Consider the following 14975-nt stretch of genomic DNA (forward strand, 5'->3'; position numbering starts at 1 on the left):
ATCGTGTGCACTTTTTTTGTGCTTTTCGTCCAGGCAATGACAAGCTGCAAATAGTAATAGTTCGCATTTAGGTTTATGATGTCGGCATCATTCCTGTCGCTGTCTCATAAGCGCAACAACCATTTGGAAGCTGCCATGACCCTAGCCCCCACCCTGTCCACTCTCGACTCGCTGAAAGCGGGCCAGAGTGCCACCGTAGTCCAGCTGGCGCCGCATGCGCAGGGCGGCGTCGATGTGCAGCGCCGCCTGATGGAGCTGGGCTTCGTGCCGGGCGAGCGCATCCGCGTGCTCAAGCGCGTGATGAAAGGCCCACTGGCGGTCAAGGTCGGCGAGTCGACGTTCGCCCTGCGCCCGTTCGAAGCGGCGCTGGTCTCGATCAAGGCGGATTGAACGAATGGGAGTCATGGATCGACAAGTCGCGGCCCGTACGCCGCTGGTGGCACTGCTGGGCAACCCGAATTGCGGCAAGACCGCACTCTTCAACCGTCTCACCGGCTCGCGCCAGAAGGTCGCGAACTATGCCGGCGTCACCATCGAACGCAAGGAAGGCAGCTTCAAGTCGCCGGCCGGCCGCGCTTTCCGCGTGCTCGACCTGCCGGGCGCCTACAGCCTGAATGCGCAGACGCCGGACGAAGGCATCACGCGTGACGTGGTGGCCGGCCTGCGCCCGGGCGAAGCCGCGCCGGATGCGGTGCTGTGCGTGGTCAACGCGACCAACCTGCGCCTGAACCTGCGCCTGGTGCTGGAACTGAAGCGCCTCGGCCTGCCGATGGTGCTGACCCTGAACATGGTCGATGTCGCCAAGAAGCGCGGCATCGAGATCGACACCGTGAAGCTGGCGCAGGAACTGGGCATGCCGGTGGTGGAAACCGTCGCCATCCAGTCGGGCGGCGAACAGGCGCTGCTGGCCGAACTCGATCGCATGACGTTCGACGCGCCGGTCAAGGCCAATCCGCTGTCGGCGATCGACGCGGTGCCGGTCGAAGAGACCCAGCGCGAGGTGCGCCGGATCCTGGCCGCCGCCGTCTCCACCGCGAAGGACACCGGCAACCTGACCGAAAAGGTCGACAACGTGGTGCTGCATCCGGTCGCGGGCCCGATCATCCTGGCCGCGCTGATGTTCCTGATCTTCCAGGCCGTGTTCAGCTGGGCCGGCACGCCGATGGACCTGATCGAAGCCGGTGTCGGCGCGCTGGGCAAATTCGTCGGCGACCTGCTCGGCGAAGGCCTGCTGCACAGCCTGATCGTGGACGGCATCATCGCCGGCGTCGGCAGCGTGCTGGTGTTCCTGCCGCAGATCCTGATCCTGTTCTTCTTCATCCTGCTGCTCGAAGACGTGGGCTACCTGCCGCGCGCGGCCTTCCTGCTGGACCGCATCATGGGCAGCGTCGGCCTGTCGGGCCGCGCCTTCCTGCCGCTGCTGTCCTCGTTCGCCTGCGCGATCCCCGGCGTGATGGCGGCGCGCACGATCCAGAACCCGCGCGACCGCCTGGTGACGATCATGATCGCGCCCTTGATGACGTGTTCCGCGCGCCTGCCGGTGTACGCGCTGCTGATCGCGGCCTTCATCCCCGACCAGACCGTGGCGGGCTTGCTCAACCTCAAGGGCGTGGTGCTGTTCATCCTGTACATGGCCGGCATCCTGTCGGCGATGGCGGTGGCCTGGTTCATGCGGCGCCGCAGCGAATTCAAGCAGCAGGCGCTGATGCTCGAACTGCCGGCCTATCACTGGCCGCAAGCGGGCGCACTGGTCTCGGGCCTGTGGGAACGCGCCAAGATCTTCCTGATGCGGGTCGGTACCCTGATCCTGACCATGATGATCCTGCTCTGGCTGCTGTCGAGCTTCCCGGGCGCGCCGGAAGGCGCCACCGAACCGCCGATCTACTACAGCGTGGCCGGCATGATCGGCCGTGCGCTGGAAGTGATCCTGGCGCCGATCGGCTTCAACTGGCAGATCGCGATCGCCCTGGTGCCGGGCATGGCCGCACGCGAAGTGGCCGTCGGCGCGCTGGGCACCGTGTACGCGCTGTCGGGCGGCGACGAAGTCGGCGACCTGCTGGCGCCGATGATCGCCGAATCGTGGTCGCTGGCCACCGGCCTGGCGCTGCTGGCCTGGTACGTCTACGCGCCGCACTGCCTGCCGACCCTGGCCACCGTGGCGCGCGAGACCGGCAGCCGCAAGTACGCCTGGATCATGGCCGGCTACATGTTCGGCCTGGCCTACGTGGCGGCCTTCATCGTCTACCGCGTCACCCTCGCCATCACAGGAGCGTAAATCATGCAGGAACTGGCCGTCGTCATCATCGTCTCGCTGGCCGCGCTGTACCTCGGCGCGAAGTACATGTCGGCCGGCCTGCGTGCGCGCATCGTGCTGCGCCTGACCCGCGGCGGGCGCAGCTCGGCCATCGCGCGCTGGCTCGACAAGACCGGCGGCGGCGGTTGCGGCGGCGGCAGCTGCGGCAGCGGCTGCGCACCCAAGCAACCCGACCCGCCAGGCAAGCACCGCGTGATCAAGCTGCACCAGCGCTGATCCGTCTCCACGGCCCGCGCTCTCGGCGCGGGCTTGTTGGCGCATGCGCAACAGTGCTAAGCTGGCGCCCATCGCCACTTCCCGTATCCGCCATGATCGTCGTCCACCACCTGAACAACTCGCGCTCGCAGCGCATCCTGTGGCTGCTGGAGGAGCTGGGCCTGGACTACGAGATCAAGCGCTACCAGCGCGACCCCAGGACCATGCTGGCGCCGCCCGAACTCAAGGCCGTGCACCCGCTGGGCAAGTCGCCCGTCATCAGCGACGGCGAGCTGGTGGTGGCCGAGTCCGGCGCCATCGTCGACTACCTGGTCGAGCAGTACGGCCAGGGACGCCTGAAACCGGCGGCCGGCACCCCGGCGCGCCTGCGCTATACCCACTTCCTGCACTACGCCGAAGGCTCGGCGATGCCGCCGCTGCTGCTCAAGCTGGTGTTCGACAAGGTCGAGAACAGCCCGATGCCGTTCTTCGTCAAGCCGATCGCGCGCGGCATCGCGCAAAAGGTCAAGGGCAGCTTCGTGCTGCCACAGATCGCGCTGCACCTGGCCTACCTGGAAGGAGAGCTGGGCAAGCACCCCTGGTTCACCGGCGAAGAGTTCACGGCGGCCGACATCCAGCTGAGCTTCCCGCTGGAGGCGGCGGCTTCGCGCGGCGGGCTCGATGGCAAATACCCGAACCTGTCCGATTTCCTCAAGCGCATCCACGCGCGGCCGGCCTATGGGCGCGCGCTCGAGCGTGGCGGCAAGTACGAGATCGGCAAGGCGTAAGAGGATCCATCAAGCATGGCCAAGCTGCTCGCCATCGACGGCCTGAACATCGTACGCCGGGTGTACGAGGCCAGTCCCGAACCGGATTCTGACCTGAAGGCCAGCATCGCGCTGCGCCACGCCTTCTCGTCGTTTCGCAACGTGCTCGAGACGCATGCGCCGACCCACGTGCTGGCGGCGTTCGACCACGGCGGCGATAACTGGCGCCACGCCCTGTACCCGCGCTACCGCGAGGGCCGGGCGGCGATGCCCCGTGAACTGCGCGCTGCGCTGCCCGAGTTCCACGAGCGCCTGCGCGCGGCGGGCCTGCACGTGGTGTCGATCCCCGAGGTCGAGGCCGACGACGTGATCGCCACCGGCGTGATGCGCTGGCTGTCGGAAGGACGCGGGGAGGCCATCGTCGCCACCACCGACAAGGACTTGCATCCGCTGATCGCGCACGGCGCGCTGGTGTGGGACCATTTCAAGAACGAATGGCATGACGACGCCTGGGTGCGACAGCGCTTCGGCGTCGCGCCCGAGCGGCTGCACGACCTGCTGGCGCTGATGGGCGACCCGACCGACGGCGTGCCGGGCGTGTCCAAGATCGGCATGAAGACGGCCGCGCGCCTGCTCAATGCCTACGGCAGCCTCGACGCCGTGGTCCAGGGCGCCGGCATCCTCAAGACGCCGCTCGGCGAACGGCTGCGCGCCGAGCATGAGATACTCGAGATCTCGCGTTGCCTGGTCTCGCTCAAGCTCGACGTGCGCCTGGGCGTGACCTGGAATATGCTGGCTTATGACTCTCACTAAACGGAAAGCGACGCGATGCTCAAGGCGGTAATCGTGGATGGAAACGCGGTCTCGCGGTCGATGCTGGGCACCGTGCTGGCCGACGGCAGCTACGAGGTGGTGGGGGCGACCCACACCAGCGCGCTCGGCTACGGCCTGGCGATCAAGCACCGTCCGCACGTGCTCTGTATCGCGCGCGAGCAGGTCGAGGACGGCAACAACGTGGTCGAACAGCTGCGCGCCGAGCTGCCCAAGACGCTGATCTTCCTGGTCTCGGGCACGCTCGATGCGCAGGCGGTGCAGTCGGCGGCGGCGCGCGGCGTGCACGGCTTCATCGTCAAGCCGTTCAAGGCCGACACCGTGCTCAAGACCATCCGCAATACCGTGATCGCCTTCGTCAAGAAGCAGCAGGCGGCCCCCAAGCCGGAGTGAGCCGCTAGCCGCGGCGCCTGACTTCGTCGGACGCGATGGCGGCCAGTTCGCGCAGCGCGCGCAATTCGCGTTCGCGCAGGCGGCGCGGTTCGCGGTCCAGCACGCACAGCGAACCGAGCGCCAGTCCGTTGGCATCGAGCACCGGATAGCCCGCATAGAAGCGGATGTGCGGCGCGCCTGTTACCAGGGGATTGGCGGCGAAGCGCGGGTCGGCGCCGGCATCTTCCACCACGAATGCCCCGTCCTGCATGATCGTGTGGCTGCAGAAGGCCACCTCGCGCGCCGTCTCGCGCCGCTCGATGCCGATGCGCGACTTGAACCACTGGCGTTGCCCGGACAATAAGGTCAGCAGGGCCATCGGGCATTCGGTCACGTGGCTGGCCAGCCACGTCACGCGGTCGAACACTTCTTCCTCGGCCGAGTCCATCAGCTTCGTCGCGGCCAGCGCCGCCAGGCGCTGCGCTTCGTTGGACGCCACCGGATACGCAGGAGACTGCGTCGGGACGAACTCGCCGGAGAGCCGCTCGGCCTGCGCCATGGGCAGGCTGGCCTCGCGTTGCCGCATCAGCTGGGTCACCGCGCTCAGGCGCACCCGGCGATGGCCGCCGGGGGTCTTCCAGGTCGGCAGCGCGCCGCCTTCCATCCAGACCTGGGCGGTGCTCACCGCCACCCCCAGCAGGCGCGCCGCTTCGCGCGTGGTCAGGATCGGATCGTCGTCGAGTCTCGTCATCATCGTGTGCCGTATTGCTGCAATACATGGATTTTACACCAAGCAACAAAAAATGACGAATATGACGATAGAATTGGCGATAATTGTTGACTGTGGGAATTTTTATTGCAACAATGAATCATAATTCGTCAATTCCGTCATTTCTAGCGCATGTGCGCCAGCCAGGGGCCAACCATGAACTCACCGATCGAACCAGCACTATTGGCCCCGTCCCGCCATGAAGCGGCGCGTCTCGAAGCACTGCACCGCCTCGAATTGCTGGACACCCCGCCGAGCGAGGCCTTCGACCGCATCACGCGAATGGCTGCCCAGCTGTTCAATCTGCCGATCGCGGCGGTGTCGCTGACCGACAGCGACCGCCAGTGGTTCAAATCGAAGGTCGGCGTCGGGCACGATTCGATCCCGCGCCTGCGCGCGCCGTGCGCGGAGGTGGCCGATACCGCCCACGTGCTGGTCGTGCCTGACCTGCTTGAAAACGCCTGCTTTCGCGAAAGCAAGCTGGCGGCGGACGGCATCCGCTTCTACGCCGGTGCACCGCTCATGACCAGCGACGGTTTTGCGCTGGGCGCGATGTGCGTGCTGGGCACCGAACCGCGCCAGGTGACAGAAGCCGAGCGCCAGGTGCTGCAGGACCTGGCGACCATGGTGATGACGCAGATCGAGCTGCAGCATGCACTGGGGCGGATCGACCCGGTCAGCGGCCTGCCTAACCGCAACCAGTTCATCGTCGACTTCAACGACATGGAGCTGGCCGAGCCGGCCGGCGACATGCGCCTGGCTGCCCTGGTCAGCCTGGCCAGCCCGCAAGAGCTGAGCGACGCCCAGCGCGTGATGGGGGCCGGCTACCTGGACGAGATGGTGCGTGACGTGGTGCCGCAGCTGCGCCTGGCCGGCGCCGGCAAGATCTACCACGTCGGCAGCACCCAGTTCGCCTTCTTCGCGCCGCGCGGCGTCACGCTCGAGACCTTCCGCACCCAGATGCAGTCGTGGCTCGACGCGCGCGCCAGCCACGGCCAGGCGCGCTTCATCACCACCGTCACGGTCGGCATCGCGCCGTTCACGGTCGGCCAGGCCGAGGGCCTGGACCTGCTGCGCAATATGCACAGCGCGGCCCAGGACGGCCTGGCCGCCGAGCGCTGCGTGCGCGTGTTTTCGTCCGAGCACGACGCCATCCTGCAGCGCCGCTTCTGGCTGGTGAGCGCCTTCGGCGCTGCGCTCGAGAGCCGCAACCAGCTGCACCTGGTGTACCAGCCCAAGGTCGCCCTGCACGACGGCGCCTGCACCAGCGTCGAGGCGCTGCTGCGCTGGAGCCATCCCGAGATGGGCGCGATCTCGCCGGGTGAATTCATCCCGGTGATCGAAGGCACCTCGCTGGCGCGCGCCACCACCGAATGGGTGCTGGCGGCCGCGATGCGCCAGATGGCCGCATGGCGCCACGAGGGCCTCACCTTGCAGGTGGCGGTGAACGTGTCGGCGGTGAACCTGGAAGAGCCGGACTTCTGCGATCGCGTATTGAAACTCCTGGTGCGCCATGGCCTGCCGGCGTCAAACCTGGCGATCGAGCTCACCGAGAGCGCGCTGATGCGCAACCCGAAGGTGGCGCAGGCCACGCTGGAACGCCTGGCGCACGCCGGCGTGCAGCTGGCGATCGACGATTTCGGCACCGGCTACAGCAGCCTGTCTTACCTGCAAAGCCTGCCGGCCAACGTGGTCAAGATCGACCAGAGCTTCATGTGCAACCTGGTGCACGACGAACGCCGGCGCGCGCTGGTGGGGACGATGATCAAGCTGTCGCACGACTTGGGCCACAAGGTGGTGGCCGAAGGCGTGGAAACGATGGAAGTGGAAGATTTCTTGCGTGCTGCGGGTTGCGACGAGGTGCAGGGCTACCTGCACGCGCGCCCGCTGGCCCCGAACGCGCTGGTCGAGTGGCTGGCCGGGCGCGTTCGCTGAAGGACTGCTCAGGCGGGGCCGGAGCGGGCGTCGATGATGCCGCCGCCCAGGCAGACGTCGCCGTCGTACAGCACGGCCGACTGGCCGGGCGTGACCGCCCATTGCGGGTCGGTGAAATCGAGGGTGAACCTGCCATCGCTCGCAGCCTGCACCTTGCATGCCACGTCGGCCTGGCGATAGCGGGTCTTGGCAGCCAGCTCGCGCGGATTGGGCGCTTCGCCCGCGATCCAGCTGGCCTGGCCGGCTTCCAGGCGGTTCGACAGCAGCCATGGGTGGTCATGGCCCTGCACGATATACAGCTCGTTCTTTTCGATGTCCTTGCGCGCCACGAACCACGGTTCGCTGATGCCGTCGGCGGTCTTGCGGGATTTGAGGCCGCCGATGCCGATGCCCTTGCGCTGGCCCAGCGTGTAGAACGACAGGCCGACGTGTTCGCCGACCTTGCTGCCGTCGTCCAGCCTGATCGGGCCCGGCTTATAGGACAGGTAGCGGTTCAGGAAGTCGCGGAACGGGCGCTCGCCGATGAAGCAGATGCCGGTCGAATCCTTCTTGGCGGCGTTCGGCAGTTTCAGCTTTTCGGCGATCTTGCGCACCTCGGTCTTCGGGATCTCGCCCAGCGGGAACAGCGACTTCGAGAGCTGCGCCTGGTTCAGGCGATGCAGGAAGTAGCTCTGGTCCTTGGTGGCATCGAAGGCCTTGAGCAGCTCGAACTTGCCGCTACCGACGTTTTCGCGCACGCGCGCGTAATGGCCGGTGGCGATCAGGTCGGCGCCCAGCTTCATCGCATGGTCGAGGAAGGCCTTGAACTTGATCTCGGCGTTGCACAGCACGTCCGGGTTGGGCGTGCGGCCGGCCTGGTACTCGCGCAGGAACTCGGCGAACACGCGGTCCTTGTATTCGGAGGCGAAGTTGACCGCCTCGATGTCGACCCCGACCACGTCGGCCACGCTGGCCGCGTCGATCCAGTCCTGGCGCGTCGAGCAGTATTCGGAGTCGTCGTCGTCTTCCCAGTTCTTCATGAACAGGCCGACCACGTCGTAGCCTTGTTCTTTCAGCATCCACGCCGCGACCGAGGAGTCGACTCCGCCCGACATCCCGATCACGACTTTTTTCTTGCTCATGTTACGTCCGTATTGAATTCAGATCCCGCCCTCGAACACCGAGGGATGGGTGTGCAGCAGGGACAGGGGCGTGCTCTGGCCGGCCAGGTAGTCGTCCACGCACTTGAGCACGATCGGGCTGCGGTGGCGGTCGGCGGTGGCGGCGATCTCGTCGCGCGTCATCCACAGGGTGCGCAGGATGCCCTCGTCGAGCGGCTGGTCGAACTTGCGGCCGACGGCCCCGGCGAAGGTGAAGCGCAGGTAGGTGACGTCGGCATTGCGCGACTTGGAGTGGTAGCGCGACATATACATTCCCACCAGCGTGCGCGGTATGAACTCGTGGGCGGTTTCCTCGAGCGCTTCGCGCACGACCGCTTGTTCCAGCGATTCGTGCGGGTCGAGATGACCGGCGGGCTGGTTCAGCTTGACGCCCTCGCTCGTCTCTTCTTCGATCAGCAGGAAACGGCCCTCGTGCTCGATGATCGCAGCCACGGTAACCGATGGTTTGAAGATGTCGCTCATGCCTGTCCTTGAAAATGAGCCGGTATTCTACCTCGGGCGGGGGCTGCTCTGCTCAGCCTTGCCCTTCTTGCGCCGCTTGCCTGTCGTTAATTCGGCTTGATCTGTCGCAAAAATGCCGGCAAATCGCCCGGGCGGCATGAGTTTTGTCACAAGCATTGCAAATTCATTAAAAGAAGGTATATTGGAACACTTGCCGTAAAGACAGGTTGTGCACTCGAGTATTCCAACGTACGGAGGTGTCATGAGGATAGGCATACCGGCCGAGACAAGGCCGGGCGAGACGCGTGTTGCAGCAACACCCGAAACTGTCAAAAAACTGGCCGCCAAACACCAGGTCCTGGTGCAGTCCGGCGCCGGCCTGCATGCCGCGGCGCCCGACAGCGCCTATGAAGCGGCCGGCGCCAGCATCGTCGATGCCGCCGCCGCTTTGGGCGCCGACATGGTCCTCAAGGTGCGCAGCCCGGACGCCGCCGAGCGCGGCCTGATGCGGCGCGACGCGGTGCTGGTCGGGATGCTCGATCCCTTCGACGCCGACAATCTCGCCGCGCTGGCCGCGAGCGGCGTCACCGCCTTCGCGCTGGAAGCGGCGCCGCGCATCACGCGCGCGCAGTCGCTCGACGTGCTCTCGTCGCAAGCCAATATCGCCGGCTACAAGGCCATCCTCCTGGCCGCCAATACCTACGGGCGCTTCATGCCGATGCTGATGACGGCGGCCGGCACGGTCAAGGCGGCGCGCGTGCTGATCATGGGCGTGGGCGTGGCCGGGCTGCAGGCGATCGCCACCGCCAAGCGCCTGGGCGCCGTGATCGAAGCGTCCGACGTGCGTCCGCCGGTGAAGGAACAGGTGGAGTCGCTCGGCGCCAAATTCATCGACGTGCCGTATGTGACCGACGAGGAGCGCGAGATCGCCCAGGGCAGCGGCGGCTATGCGCGGCCGATGCCGGCCGACTGGATGCGGCGCCAGGGAGAACTGGTGCACGAGCGCGCGAAACTGGCCGACATCGTCGTCACCACCGCCCTGATCCCGGGCCGCAAGGCGCCCATCCTGATCGGCGAAGAAACGGTGCGCGCGATGAAGCCGGGCTCCGTGATCGTCGACATGGCCATCGCCCAGGGCGGCAACTGTCCGCTGACGGAACTGGGCAAGACCGTAATCAGGCACGGGGTGCATATCATCGGCGAGCCGAACCTGGCGGCGCTGGTGCCGGCCGATGCGTCGGCCCTGTATGCGCGCAACGTGCTGGACTTCCTCAAGCTAGTGATCGACAAGGACGAGCGCTTCTTCATCGACCGCGAGGACGAGATCGTGACCGCGACGCTGGTGTGCGCCGGTGGTGAAGTGCTGCGCAAATAGATTGCTTCAGGCAGGACCAGAACCAGACAGGAGACTAGGCATGGACATCAGCCACACCATCATCAACCTGATCATCTTCGTGCTGGCGATCTACGTCGGCTACCACGTGGTCTGGACCGTCACCCCCGCGCTGCACACGCCCCTGATGGCGGTCACCAATGCCATCTCGGCGATCGTGATCGTCGGCGCCATGCTGGCCGCAGGCCTGACCGAAGGCCTGACCGGACGCGTGGCCGGCACGGTGGCGGTGGCGCTGGCGGCGGTGAACGTTTTCGGCGGCTTCCTGGTCACCCAGCGCATGCTGGAGATGTTCAAGAAGAAGGAGCCGAAAGCGGCAAAGGCGGCGGTCGAGGCCAAGATCGAGGAGAAGCAGGCATGAACGCGATCAGCATGAACCTCGTCACCCTGTTCTACCTGGTCGCCTCGGTATGCTTCATCCAGGCGCTCAAGGGCTTGTCCTCGCCCTCGACCGCGCGCATCGGCAACGCCTTCGGCATGGCCGGGATGGGGATCGCCGTGGTGACCACGGTGGCGCTGATGCTCAAGCTGCAGGATAGCCTGGGGCAGGGCGGCGGCTCGGGCTTCGTCCTGGTGCTGCTGGGCGTGGTGGTCGGCGGCGCGATCGGCGCCTACGCCGCGAAGAAGGTCGAGATGACCAAGATGCCCGAGCTGGTGGCGGCCATGCACTCGCTGATCGGCCTGGCGGCGGTGTGCATCGCGATTGCCGCCGTGTCCGAACCCTGGGCCTTCAATATCGCCACCCGTGAGACGCCGCTCCCGTTCGGCAACCGGCTGGAGCTGTTCATCGGCACCTTCGTCGGCGCGGTGACCTTCTCGGGTTCGGTGATCGCCTTCGGCAAGCTGTCGGGCAAGTACAAATTTCGCCTGTTCCAGGGGGCGCCGGTGCGCTTTGGCGGGCAGCATATCCTGAACCTGGTGCTGGCGATCGCGATCGTCGTGCTGGGGTTGATGTTCTGCTTCGCCGACGGCGTGGCGCCAGCCTGGACGCCGTTCATCGTGATGGCGGCGCTGGCCTTCGTGCTGGGCGTGTTGATCATCATCCCGATCGGCGGCGCCGACATGCCGGTGGTGGTGTCGATGCTGAACTCCTATTCCGGCTGGGCGGCGGCCGGCATCGGCTTCTCGCTGAACAACTCGATGCTGATCATCGCCGGCTCGCTGGTCGGCTCGAGCGGCGCGATCCTTTCGTACATCATGTGCAAGGCGATGAACCGCTCGTTCTTCAACGTGATCCTGGGCGGCTTCGGCGGCGAGGCTGTCGCGGACGACGGCGGCGCCAAGGAGCAGCGCCCGGTGAAATCGGGCTCCGCCGAAGACGCCGCCTTCATCCTGCAGAACGCCGAGTCGGTGATCATCGTCCCCGGCTACGGCCTGGCGGTGGCGCGCGCCCAGCACACGGTAAAGGAGCTGGTCGACAAGCTGACGGAGCACGGCGTGACGGTGCGCTACGCGATCCACCCGGTGGCCGGCCGCATGCCGGGCCACATGAACGTGCTGCTGGCCGAGGCCGAAGTCCCCTACGACCAGGTCGCCGAAATGGAAGACATCAACGGCGATTTCGGCCAGACCGACGTGGTCCTGATCCTGGGCGCCAACGACGTGGTGAACCCGGCCGCGAAGGACCCCAAATCCCCGATCGCCGGCATGCCGATCCTGGAGGCCTACCGCGCGAAAAGCATCATCGTCAACAAACGCTCGATGGCCTCCGGCTACGCCGGCCTGGACAACGACCTGTTCTACCAGCCCAACACGATGATGGTCTTTGGCGACGCCAAGAAAGTCATCGAATCGATGGTCAAAGCCGTCGAATAATCAATAGCCCGACAATTAGGGTCGGAGTAGATTTATTGGCCAATTGCCACCCAGACAATTAGGGTCGGAGTCGAATTAAGTGACAACATCGAGCCAGGAAATTGCTCAATAATTCGACTCTGACCCTAATTGATCCTTTAGGGCGTAAAAAATGATGCAAAAAAGTTCTAGACGACCGGTCTAATCTGATTTATAGTGCAGTCATGGCTAAGACAACGACACATGACTCTTCCGACGTTCGCGACAATATCGTCGCGGTGGGGCAGCGCATCATGGCCGGCAAGGGCTTCTCGGCGGTGGGACTGAACGAGATCCTGGCCACGGCGGGCGTTCCGAAGGGTTCCTTCTATCATTACTTCGGGTCGAAGGACGCTTTCGGCGAAGCGCTGCTGGCGAAGTATTTCGAGGATTACCTGGCCGATATGGACCGCATGTTCCAGCAAGCCGACAAGACCATGGCCGAACGCCTGGTCGATTACTTCGAGTTCTGGCGCGCCAACCAGTCGTTCTACGATTGCCAGGGCAAGTGCCTTGCAGTCAAGCTGGGCGCCGAAGTCGCAGACCTGTCGGAGCCGATGCGGCTGACCCTGAAGCAGGGCACCGCCGGCATCGTGGCCCGCCTGGCGTATGCGATCGAAAGCGGCGCGGCCGATGGTTCGCTCACGGCGCAGGGGGATCCCGCGCAGTTGGCCGAAAGCCTGTACCAGCTCTGGCTTGGCGCCAGCGTCATGGTCAAGATCGTCCGCGATGCATCGCCGTTCGATGCCGCGATGGAAACAACGCAACACCTGCTGCACCTGGCCCGCTGAGCGCGGGTCGAACCGGACGCTTCCCGCGAAGCGTCTTTTTTTGAAACATGATCTAGACGACTGGTCTACTAATCTGGTCTACTAATTAAGCTGAAGGAGCAATACCATGAATATCCTGATCGTTCTCACCTCGCACGACACCCTGGGCGCCACCGGCCGCAAGACCGGCTTCTGGCTGGAAGAACTGGCCGCTCCCTACTATGCGCTGAAGGAAGCGGGCGCTCGCCTGGTGCTGGCGTCGCCCGCCGGCGGCCAGCCGCCGCTCGACCCGAAAAGCAACGAACCCGCTTTTCAGACCGCCGAGACCCGCCGCTTCGAAGCCGACCCCGCCGCGATCGCCCAGCTCGCCAATACCGTGCGCCTGGACAGCGTGTCCCACGACGGCTTCGACGCGGTGTTCTACCCCGGCGGCCACGGCCCGCTGTGGGACCTGGCCGAAGATGCGCGCTCGATCGCGCTGATCGAATCCTTCGTCGCGGCCAGCAAGCCGGTCGCGCTGGTCTGCCATGCGCCGGGCGTCCTGCGCCATGTCAGGAACGCGGACGGCACCCCACTGGTGCGTAGCCGTCAGGTGACCGGCTTCACCAATAGCGAGGAAGCCGCCGTCGAACTCACCGACATCGTGCCTTTCCTGGTGGAAGACGAGCTCAAGGCCAAAGGGGCGATCTTCAGCCGCGGCGAGGACTGGGCCTCCTATGTAGTGACCGACGGCCTCCTGATCACCGGCCAGAACCCCGCTTCGTCAGCCGCGGCCGCTGAAACCCTGATCGGGCAATTGTCCCGCAACGCAGGCTGAGCCGATCGCGCCTGCCACCGACCCGAAAGAGTCCGCCATGTCCCACTATCCCTCCCTGTTCGCGCCGGTGCGCCTGGGCCGCCACACGCTGAAGAACCGCATCGTACTGCCGCCCCTGACCCGCCAGCGCGCCGGCCAGCCCGGCGACGTCGCCACCGACCTGATGGCGAGCTATTACCGCCAGCGCGCCAGCGCCGGACTGATCATCACCGAAGGCACGCAGATCGAGCCGCGCGGCAAAGGCTACGCCTGGACGCCGGGCATCCATGACGCCGCGCAGATCGCCGGCTGGCGCAAGGTGACCGAGGCCGTGCACGCCGAGGGCGGCATCATCTTCGCCCAGCTGTGGCACGTCGGCCGGGTCTCGCATGCCGCGCTGCAGCCCGATGGCGGCGCGCCGGTGGCGCCGTCCGCCATCCAGGCCGCGAAGGTCAAGGCCTTCATCGAGACCGGCCCCGGCGCCGGGACGCTGGTGGAGCCGTCGCTGCCGCGCGCGCTGAGCGTGGACGAGATCGGCGAGCTGGTCGCCCTGTATGCCCAGGCGGCGCGCAACGCGCTCGCCGCCGGCTTCGATGGCGTCGAGATCCATGCCGCCAACGGCTACCTGGTCAACCAGTTCATCTCGGCCCACGCCAACCACCGCTCCGACAAATACGGCGGCTCGCTGCAGAACCGCCTGCGCTTCCTGCGCGAGATCGTGCAGGCGGTGGGCGAGGTGGTCGGACCCGAGCGGCTCGGGGTGCGTTTCACGCCGCTGTTTTCCAGCACCGACGAAGACCGCGTGTATATCGGCCTGGTCGAGGACGATCCGCACCAGACCTATCTGGAAGCCATCGCGGTGCTCGAGCACGCCGGCGTCGGCTACCTGTCGATCGCCGAGGCCGATTGGGACAAGGCGCCCGAACTGCCGCTCGCGTTCCGGCAAGCGGTGCGCGCCGCCTTCAGCGGCAAGATCCTGTACGCCGGCCGCTATACCGCCGAGAAGGGCGCGCGCCTGGTCGATGCAGGCCTGGCCGACCTGATCGCCTTCGGCCGCCCCTTCATCGCCAACCCGGACCTGCCCGAGCGCATCGCCCGGGGCTGGCCGCTCAATCCGCTCGATGCCGCGACCCTGTACGGCGGCGCCGAGGCCGGCTTTACCGATTACCCGCGCCACGCGCACACCATCACCCAAGGAGAACCAGCATGAACCAGCAGATCGAAGGCAAGGTGGTCCTGATCACCGGCGGCGGCACCGGCATCGGCGCGGAGGCTGCTTCGGTGGCGCGGGCGATCGCCTTCGCGATCGAGCAGCCGGCCGACGTCGACATCAACGAAATCGTCCTGCGCCCGACCGCGCAGCAATTCTGAACCGGCAGCGAATCCGCTCAGGCGCCTT

Annotated in this window: 16 protein-coding genes and 1 pseudogene; 14 read left to right on the forward strand and 3 right to left on the reverse strand. The window is 66.0% G+C overall.

What is annotated here, in order from left to right; all coding sequences use genetic code 11:
- Positions 1 to 135: 135 nt before the first annotated feature.
- The 6 genes from AC3A6F_RS13275 to AC3A6F_RS13300 all read left to right on the forward strand — a co-directional run bounded on the left by AC3A6F_RS13275 (position 136) and on the right by AC3A6F_RS13300 (position 4500).
- Positions 136 to 390 carry a FeoA family protein gene (locus tag AC3A6F_RS13275; RefSeq protein ID WP_487681432.1) on the forward strand — a complete coding sequence of 85 codons (255 nt, stop codon included), beginning with the start codon at positions 136 to 138 and terminating at the stop codon, positions 388 to 390.
- A 4-nt stretch (positions 391 to 394) separates the two neighbouring features.
- Entirely contained in the window at positions 395 to 2275 is a 1881-nt protein-coding gene (feoB, locus tag AC3A6F_RS13280) for a ferrous iron transporter B (protein ID WP_487681434.1), read from the forward strand.
- A 3-nt stretch (positions 2276 to 2278) separates the two neighbouring features.
- A complete protein-coding gene (locus AC3A6F_RS13285) occupies positions 2279 to 2530 on the forward strand; it encodes a hypothetical protein (RefSeq protein ID WP_487681436.1) in 252 nt (83 codons plus the stop codon).
- Between the two features lie 92 nt (positions 2531 to 2622).
- Positions 2623 to 3297: a glutathione S-transferase gene (locus tag AC3A6F_RS13290; protein WP_487681438.1), complete on the forward strand. Its 675-nt coding sequence runs from the start codon at positions 2623 to 2625 to the stop codon at positions 3295 to 3297.
- A gap of 15 nt (positions 3298 to 3312) precedes the next feature.
- A complete protein-coding gene (locus AC3A6F_RS13295; RefSeq protein ID WP_487681440.1) occupies positions 3313 to 4089 on the forward strand; it encodes a 5'-3' exonuclease in 777 nt (258 codons plus the stop codon).
- 15 nt (positions 4090 to 4104) lie between these two features.
- Positions 4105 to 4500: a response regulator gene (locus AC3A6F_RS13300; RefSeq protein WP_487681442.1), complete on the forward strand. Its 396-nt coding sequence runs from the start codon at positions 4105 to 4107 to the stop codon at positions 4498 to 4500.
- A gap of 4 nt (positions 4501 to 4504) precedes the next feature.
- Here AC3A6F_RS13300 and AC3A6F_RS13305 read toward each other — a convergent pair whose 3' ends face one another.
- Positions 4505 to 5233, reverse strand: a complete 729-nt coding sequence (locus AC3A6F_RS13305) for a GAF domain-containing protein (protein ID WP_487681444.1) — start codon at positions 5231 to 5233, stop codon at positions 4505 to 4507.
- Between the two features lie 171 nt (positions 5234 to 5404).
- Between AC3A6F_RS13305 and AC3A6F_RS13310 the strand changes: the two genes are divergently transcribed.
- Positions 5405 to 7183 carry a sensor domain-containing phosphodiesterase gene (locus tag AC3A6F_RS13310; RefSeq protein WP_487681446.1) on the forward strand — a complete coding sequence of 593 codons (1779 nt, stop codon included), beginning with the start codon at positions 5405 to 5407 and terminating at the stop codon, positions 7181 to 7183.
- A gap of 8 nt (positions 7184 to 7191) precedes the next feature.
- Here the strand turns inward: AC3A6F_RS13310 and mnmA are convergent, their stop codons facing one another.
- Positions 7192 to 8304: a tRNA 2-thiouridine(34) synthase MnmA gene (mnmA, locus tag AC3A6F_RS13315; protein ID WP_487681449.1), complete on the reverse strand. Its 1113-nt coding sequence runs from the start codon at positions 8302 to 8304 to the stop codon at positions 7192 to 7194.
- An 18-nt stretch (positions 8305 to 8322) separates the two neighbouring features.
- A complete protein-coding gene (locus tag AC3A6F_RS13320; protein WP_109346027.1) occupies positions 8323 to 8805 on the reverse strand; it encodes an NUDIX hydrolase in 483 nt (160 codons plus the stop codon).
- Positions 8806 to 9046: 241 nt separating this feature from the next.
- Between AC3A6F_RS13320 and AC3A6F_RS13325 the strand changes: the two genes are divergently transcribed.
- The 7 genes and pseudogenes from AC3A6F_RS13325 to AC3A6F_RS13355 form a co-directional block, all read left to right on the forward strand.
- Positions 9047 to 10159 carry a Re/Si-specific NAD(P)(+) transhydrogenase subunit alpha gene (locus tag AC3A6F_RS13325; protein ID WP_487681452.1) on the forward strand — a complete coding sequence of 371 codons (1113 nt, stop codon included), beginning with the start codon at positions 9047 to 9049 and terminating at the stop codon, positions 10157 to 10159.
- 40 nt (positions 10160 to 10199) lie between these two features.
- Positions 10200 to 10538 (forward strand): proton-translocating transhydrogenase family protein, encoded by a 339-nt coding sequence (locus AC3A6F_RS13330; protein WP_487681454.1) that lies wholly within the window; start codon positions 10200 to 10202, stop codon positions 10536 to 10538.
- Positions 10535 to 11992 (forward strand): NAD(P)(+) transhydrogenase (Re/Si-specific) subunit beta, encoded by a 1458-nt coding sequence (locus AC3A6F_RS13335; protein WP_487681456.1) that lies wholly within the window; start codon positions 10535 to 10537, stop codon positions 11990 to 11992. Before AC3A6F_RS13330 ends, AC3A6F_RS13335 begins: the two co-directional genes overlap by 4 nt.
- Before the next feature lie 203 nt (positions 11993 to 12195).
- Entirely contained in the window at positions 12196 to 12801 is a 606-nt protein-coding gene (locus AC3A6F_RS13340; RefSeq protein ID WP_487681458.1) for a TetR/AcrR family transcriptional regulator, read from the forward strand.
- 106 nt (positions 12802 to 12907) lie between these two features.
- Positions 12908 to 13597: a type 1 glutamine amidotransferase domain-containing protein gene (locus tag AC3A6F_RS13345; RefSeq protein ID WP_487681460.1), complete on the forward strand. Its 690-nt coding sequence runs from the start codon at positions 12908 to 12910 to the stop codon at positions 13595 to 13597.
- 37 nt (positions 13598 to 13634) lie between these two features.
- A complete protein-coding gene (locus AC3A6F_RS13350) occupies positions 13635 to 14786 on the forward strand; it encodes an alkene reductase (RefSeq protein ID WP_487681462.1) in 1152 nt (383 codons plus the stop codon).
- 62 nt (positions 14787 to 14848) lie between these two features.
- Positions 14849 to 14947: pseudogene (locus AC3A6F_RS13355) on the forward strand (oxidoreductase); the annotation flags it as partial.
- Positions 14948 to 14975 lie beyond the last annotated feature (28 nt).

It is taken from the genome of Massilia sp. Soil_C_3 (assembly GCF_057657035.1).

What these genes read in the sequence shown, in the direction of transcription:
- AC3A6F_RS13275 (WP_487681432.1), top strand. Translation starts at nt 136, where the DNA reads ATGACCCTAGCCCCCACCCTGTCCACTCTCGACTCGCTGAAAGCGGGC.
- AC3A6F_RS13330 (WP_487681454.1), top strand. Translation starts at nt 10,200, where the DNA reads ATGGACATCAGCCACACCATCATCAACCTGATCATCTTCGTGCTGGCG.
- mnmA (WP_487681449.1), bottom strand. Translation starts at nt 8,304, where the DNA reads ATGAGCAAGAAAAAAGTCGTGATCGGGATGTCGGGCGGAGTCGACTCC.
- AC3A6F_RS13350 (WP_487681462.1), top strand. Translation starts at nt 13,635, where the DNA reads ATGTCCCACTATCCCTCCCTGTTCGCGCCGGTGCGCCTGGGCCGCCAC.
- AC3A6F_RS13305 (WP_487681444.1), bottom strand. Translation starts at nt 5,233, where the DNA reads ATGATGACGAGACTCGACGACGATCCGATCCTGACCACGCGCGAAGCG.
- AC3A6F_RS13345 (WP_487681460.1), top strand. Translation starts at nt 12,908, where the DNA reads ATGAATATCCTGATCGTTCTCACCTCGCACGACACCCTGGGCGCCACC.
- AC3A6F_RS13295 (WP_487681440.1), top strand. Translation starts at nt 3,313, where the DNA reads ATGGCCAAGCTGCTCGCCATCGACGGCCTGAACATCGTACGCCGGGTG.
- AC3A6F_RS13310 (WP_487681446.1), top strand. Translation starts at nt 5,405, where the DNA reads ATGAACTCACCGATCGAACCAGCACTATTGGCCCCGTCCCGCCATGAA.
- feoB (WP_487681434.1), top strand. Translation starts at nt 395, where the DNA reads ATGGGAGTCATGGATCGACAAGTCGCGGCCCGTACGCCGCTGGTGGCA.
- AC3A6F_RS13320 (WP_109346027.1), bottom strand. Translation starts at nt 8,805, where the DNA reads ATGAGCGACATCTTCAAACCATCGGTTACCGTGGCTGCGATCATCGAG.
- AC3A6F_RS13300 (WP_487681442.1), top strand. Translation starts at nt 4,105, where the DNA reads ATGCTCAAGGCGGTAATCGTGGATGGAAACGCGGTCTCGCGGTCGATG.
- AC3A6F_RS13285 (WP_487681436.1), top strand. Translation starts at nt 2,279, where the DNA reads ATGCAGGAACTGGCCGTCGTCATCATCGTCTCGCTGGCCGCGCTGTAC.
- AC3A6F_RS13340 (WP_487681458.1), top strand. Translation starts at nt 12,196, where the DNA reads ATGGCTAAGACAACGACACATGACTCTTCCGACGTTCGCGACAATATC.
- AC3A6F_RS13325 (WP_487681452.1), top strand. Translation starts at nt 9,047, where the DNA reads ATGAGGATAGGCATACCGGCCGAGACAAGGCCGGGCGAGACGCGTGTT.
- AC3A6F_RS13290 (WP_487681438.1), top strand. Translation starts at nt 2,623, where the DNA reads ATGATCGTCGTCCACCACCTGAACAACTCGCGCTCGCAGCGCATCCTG.
- AC3A6F_RS13335 (WP_487681456.1), top strand. Translation starts at nt 10,535, where the DNA reads ATGAACGCGATCAGCATGAACCTCGTCACCCTGTTCTACCTGGTCGCC.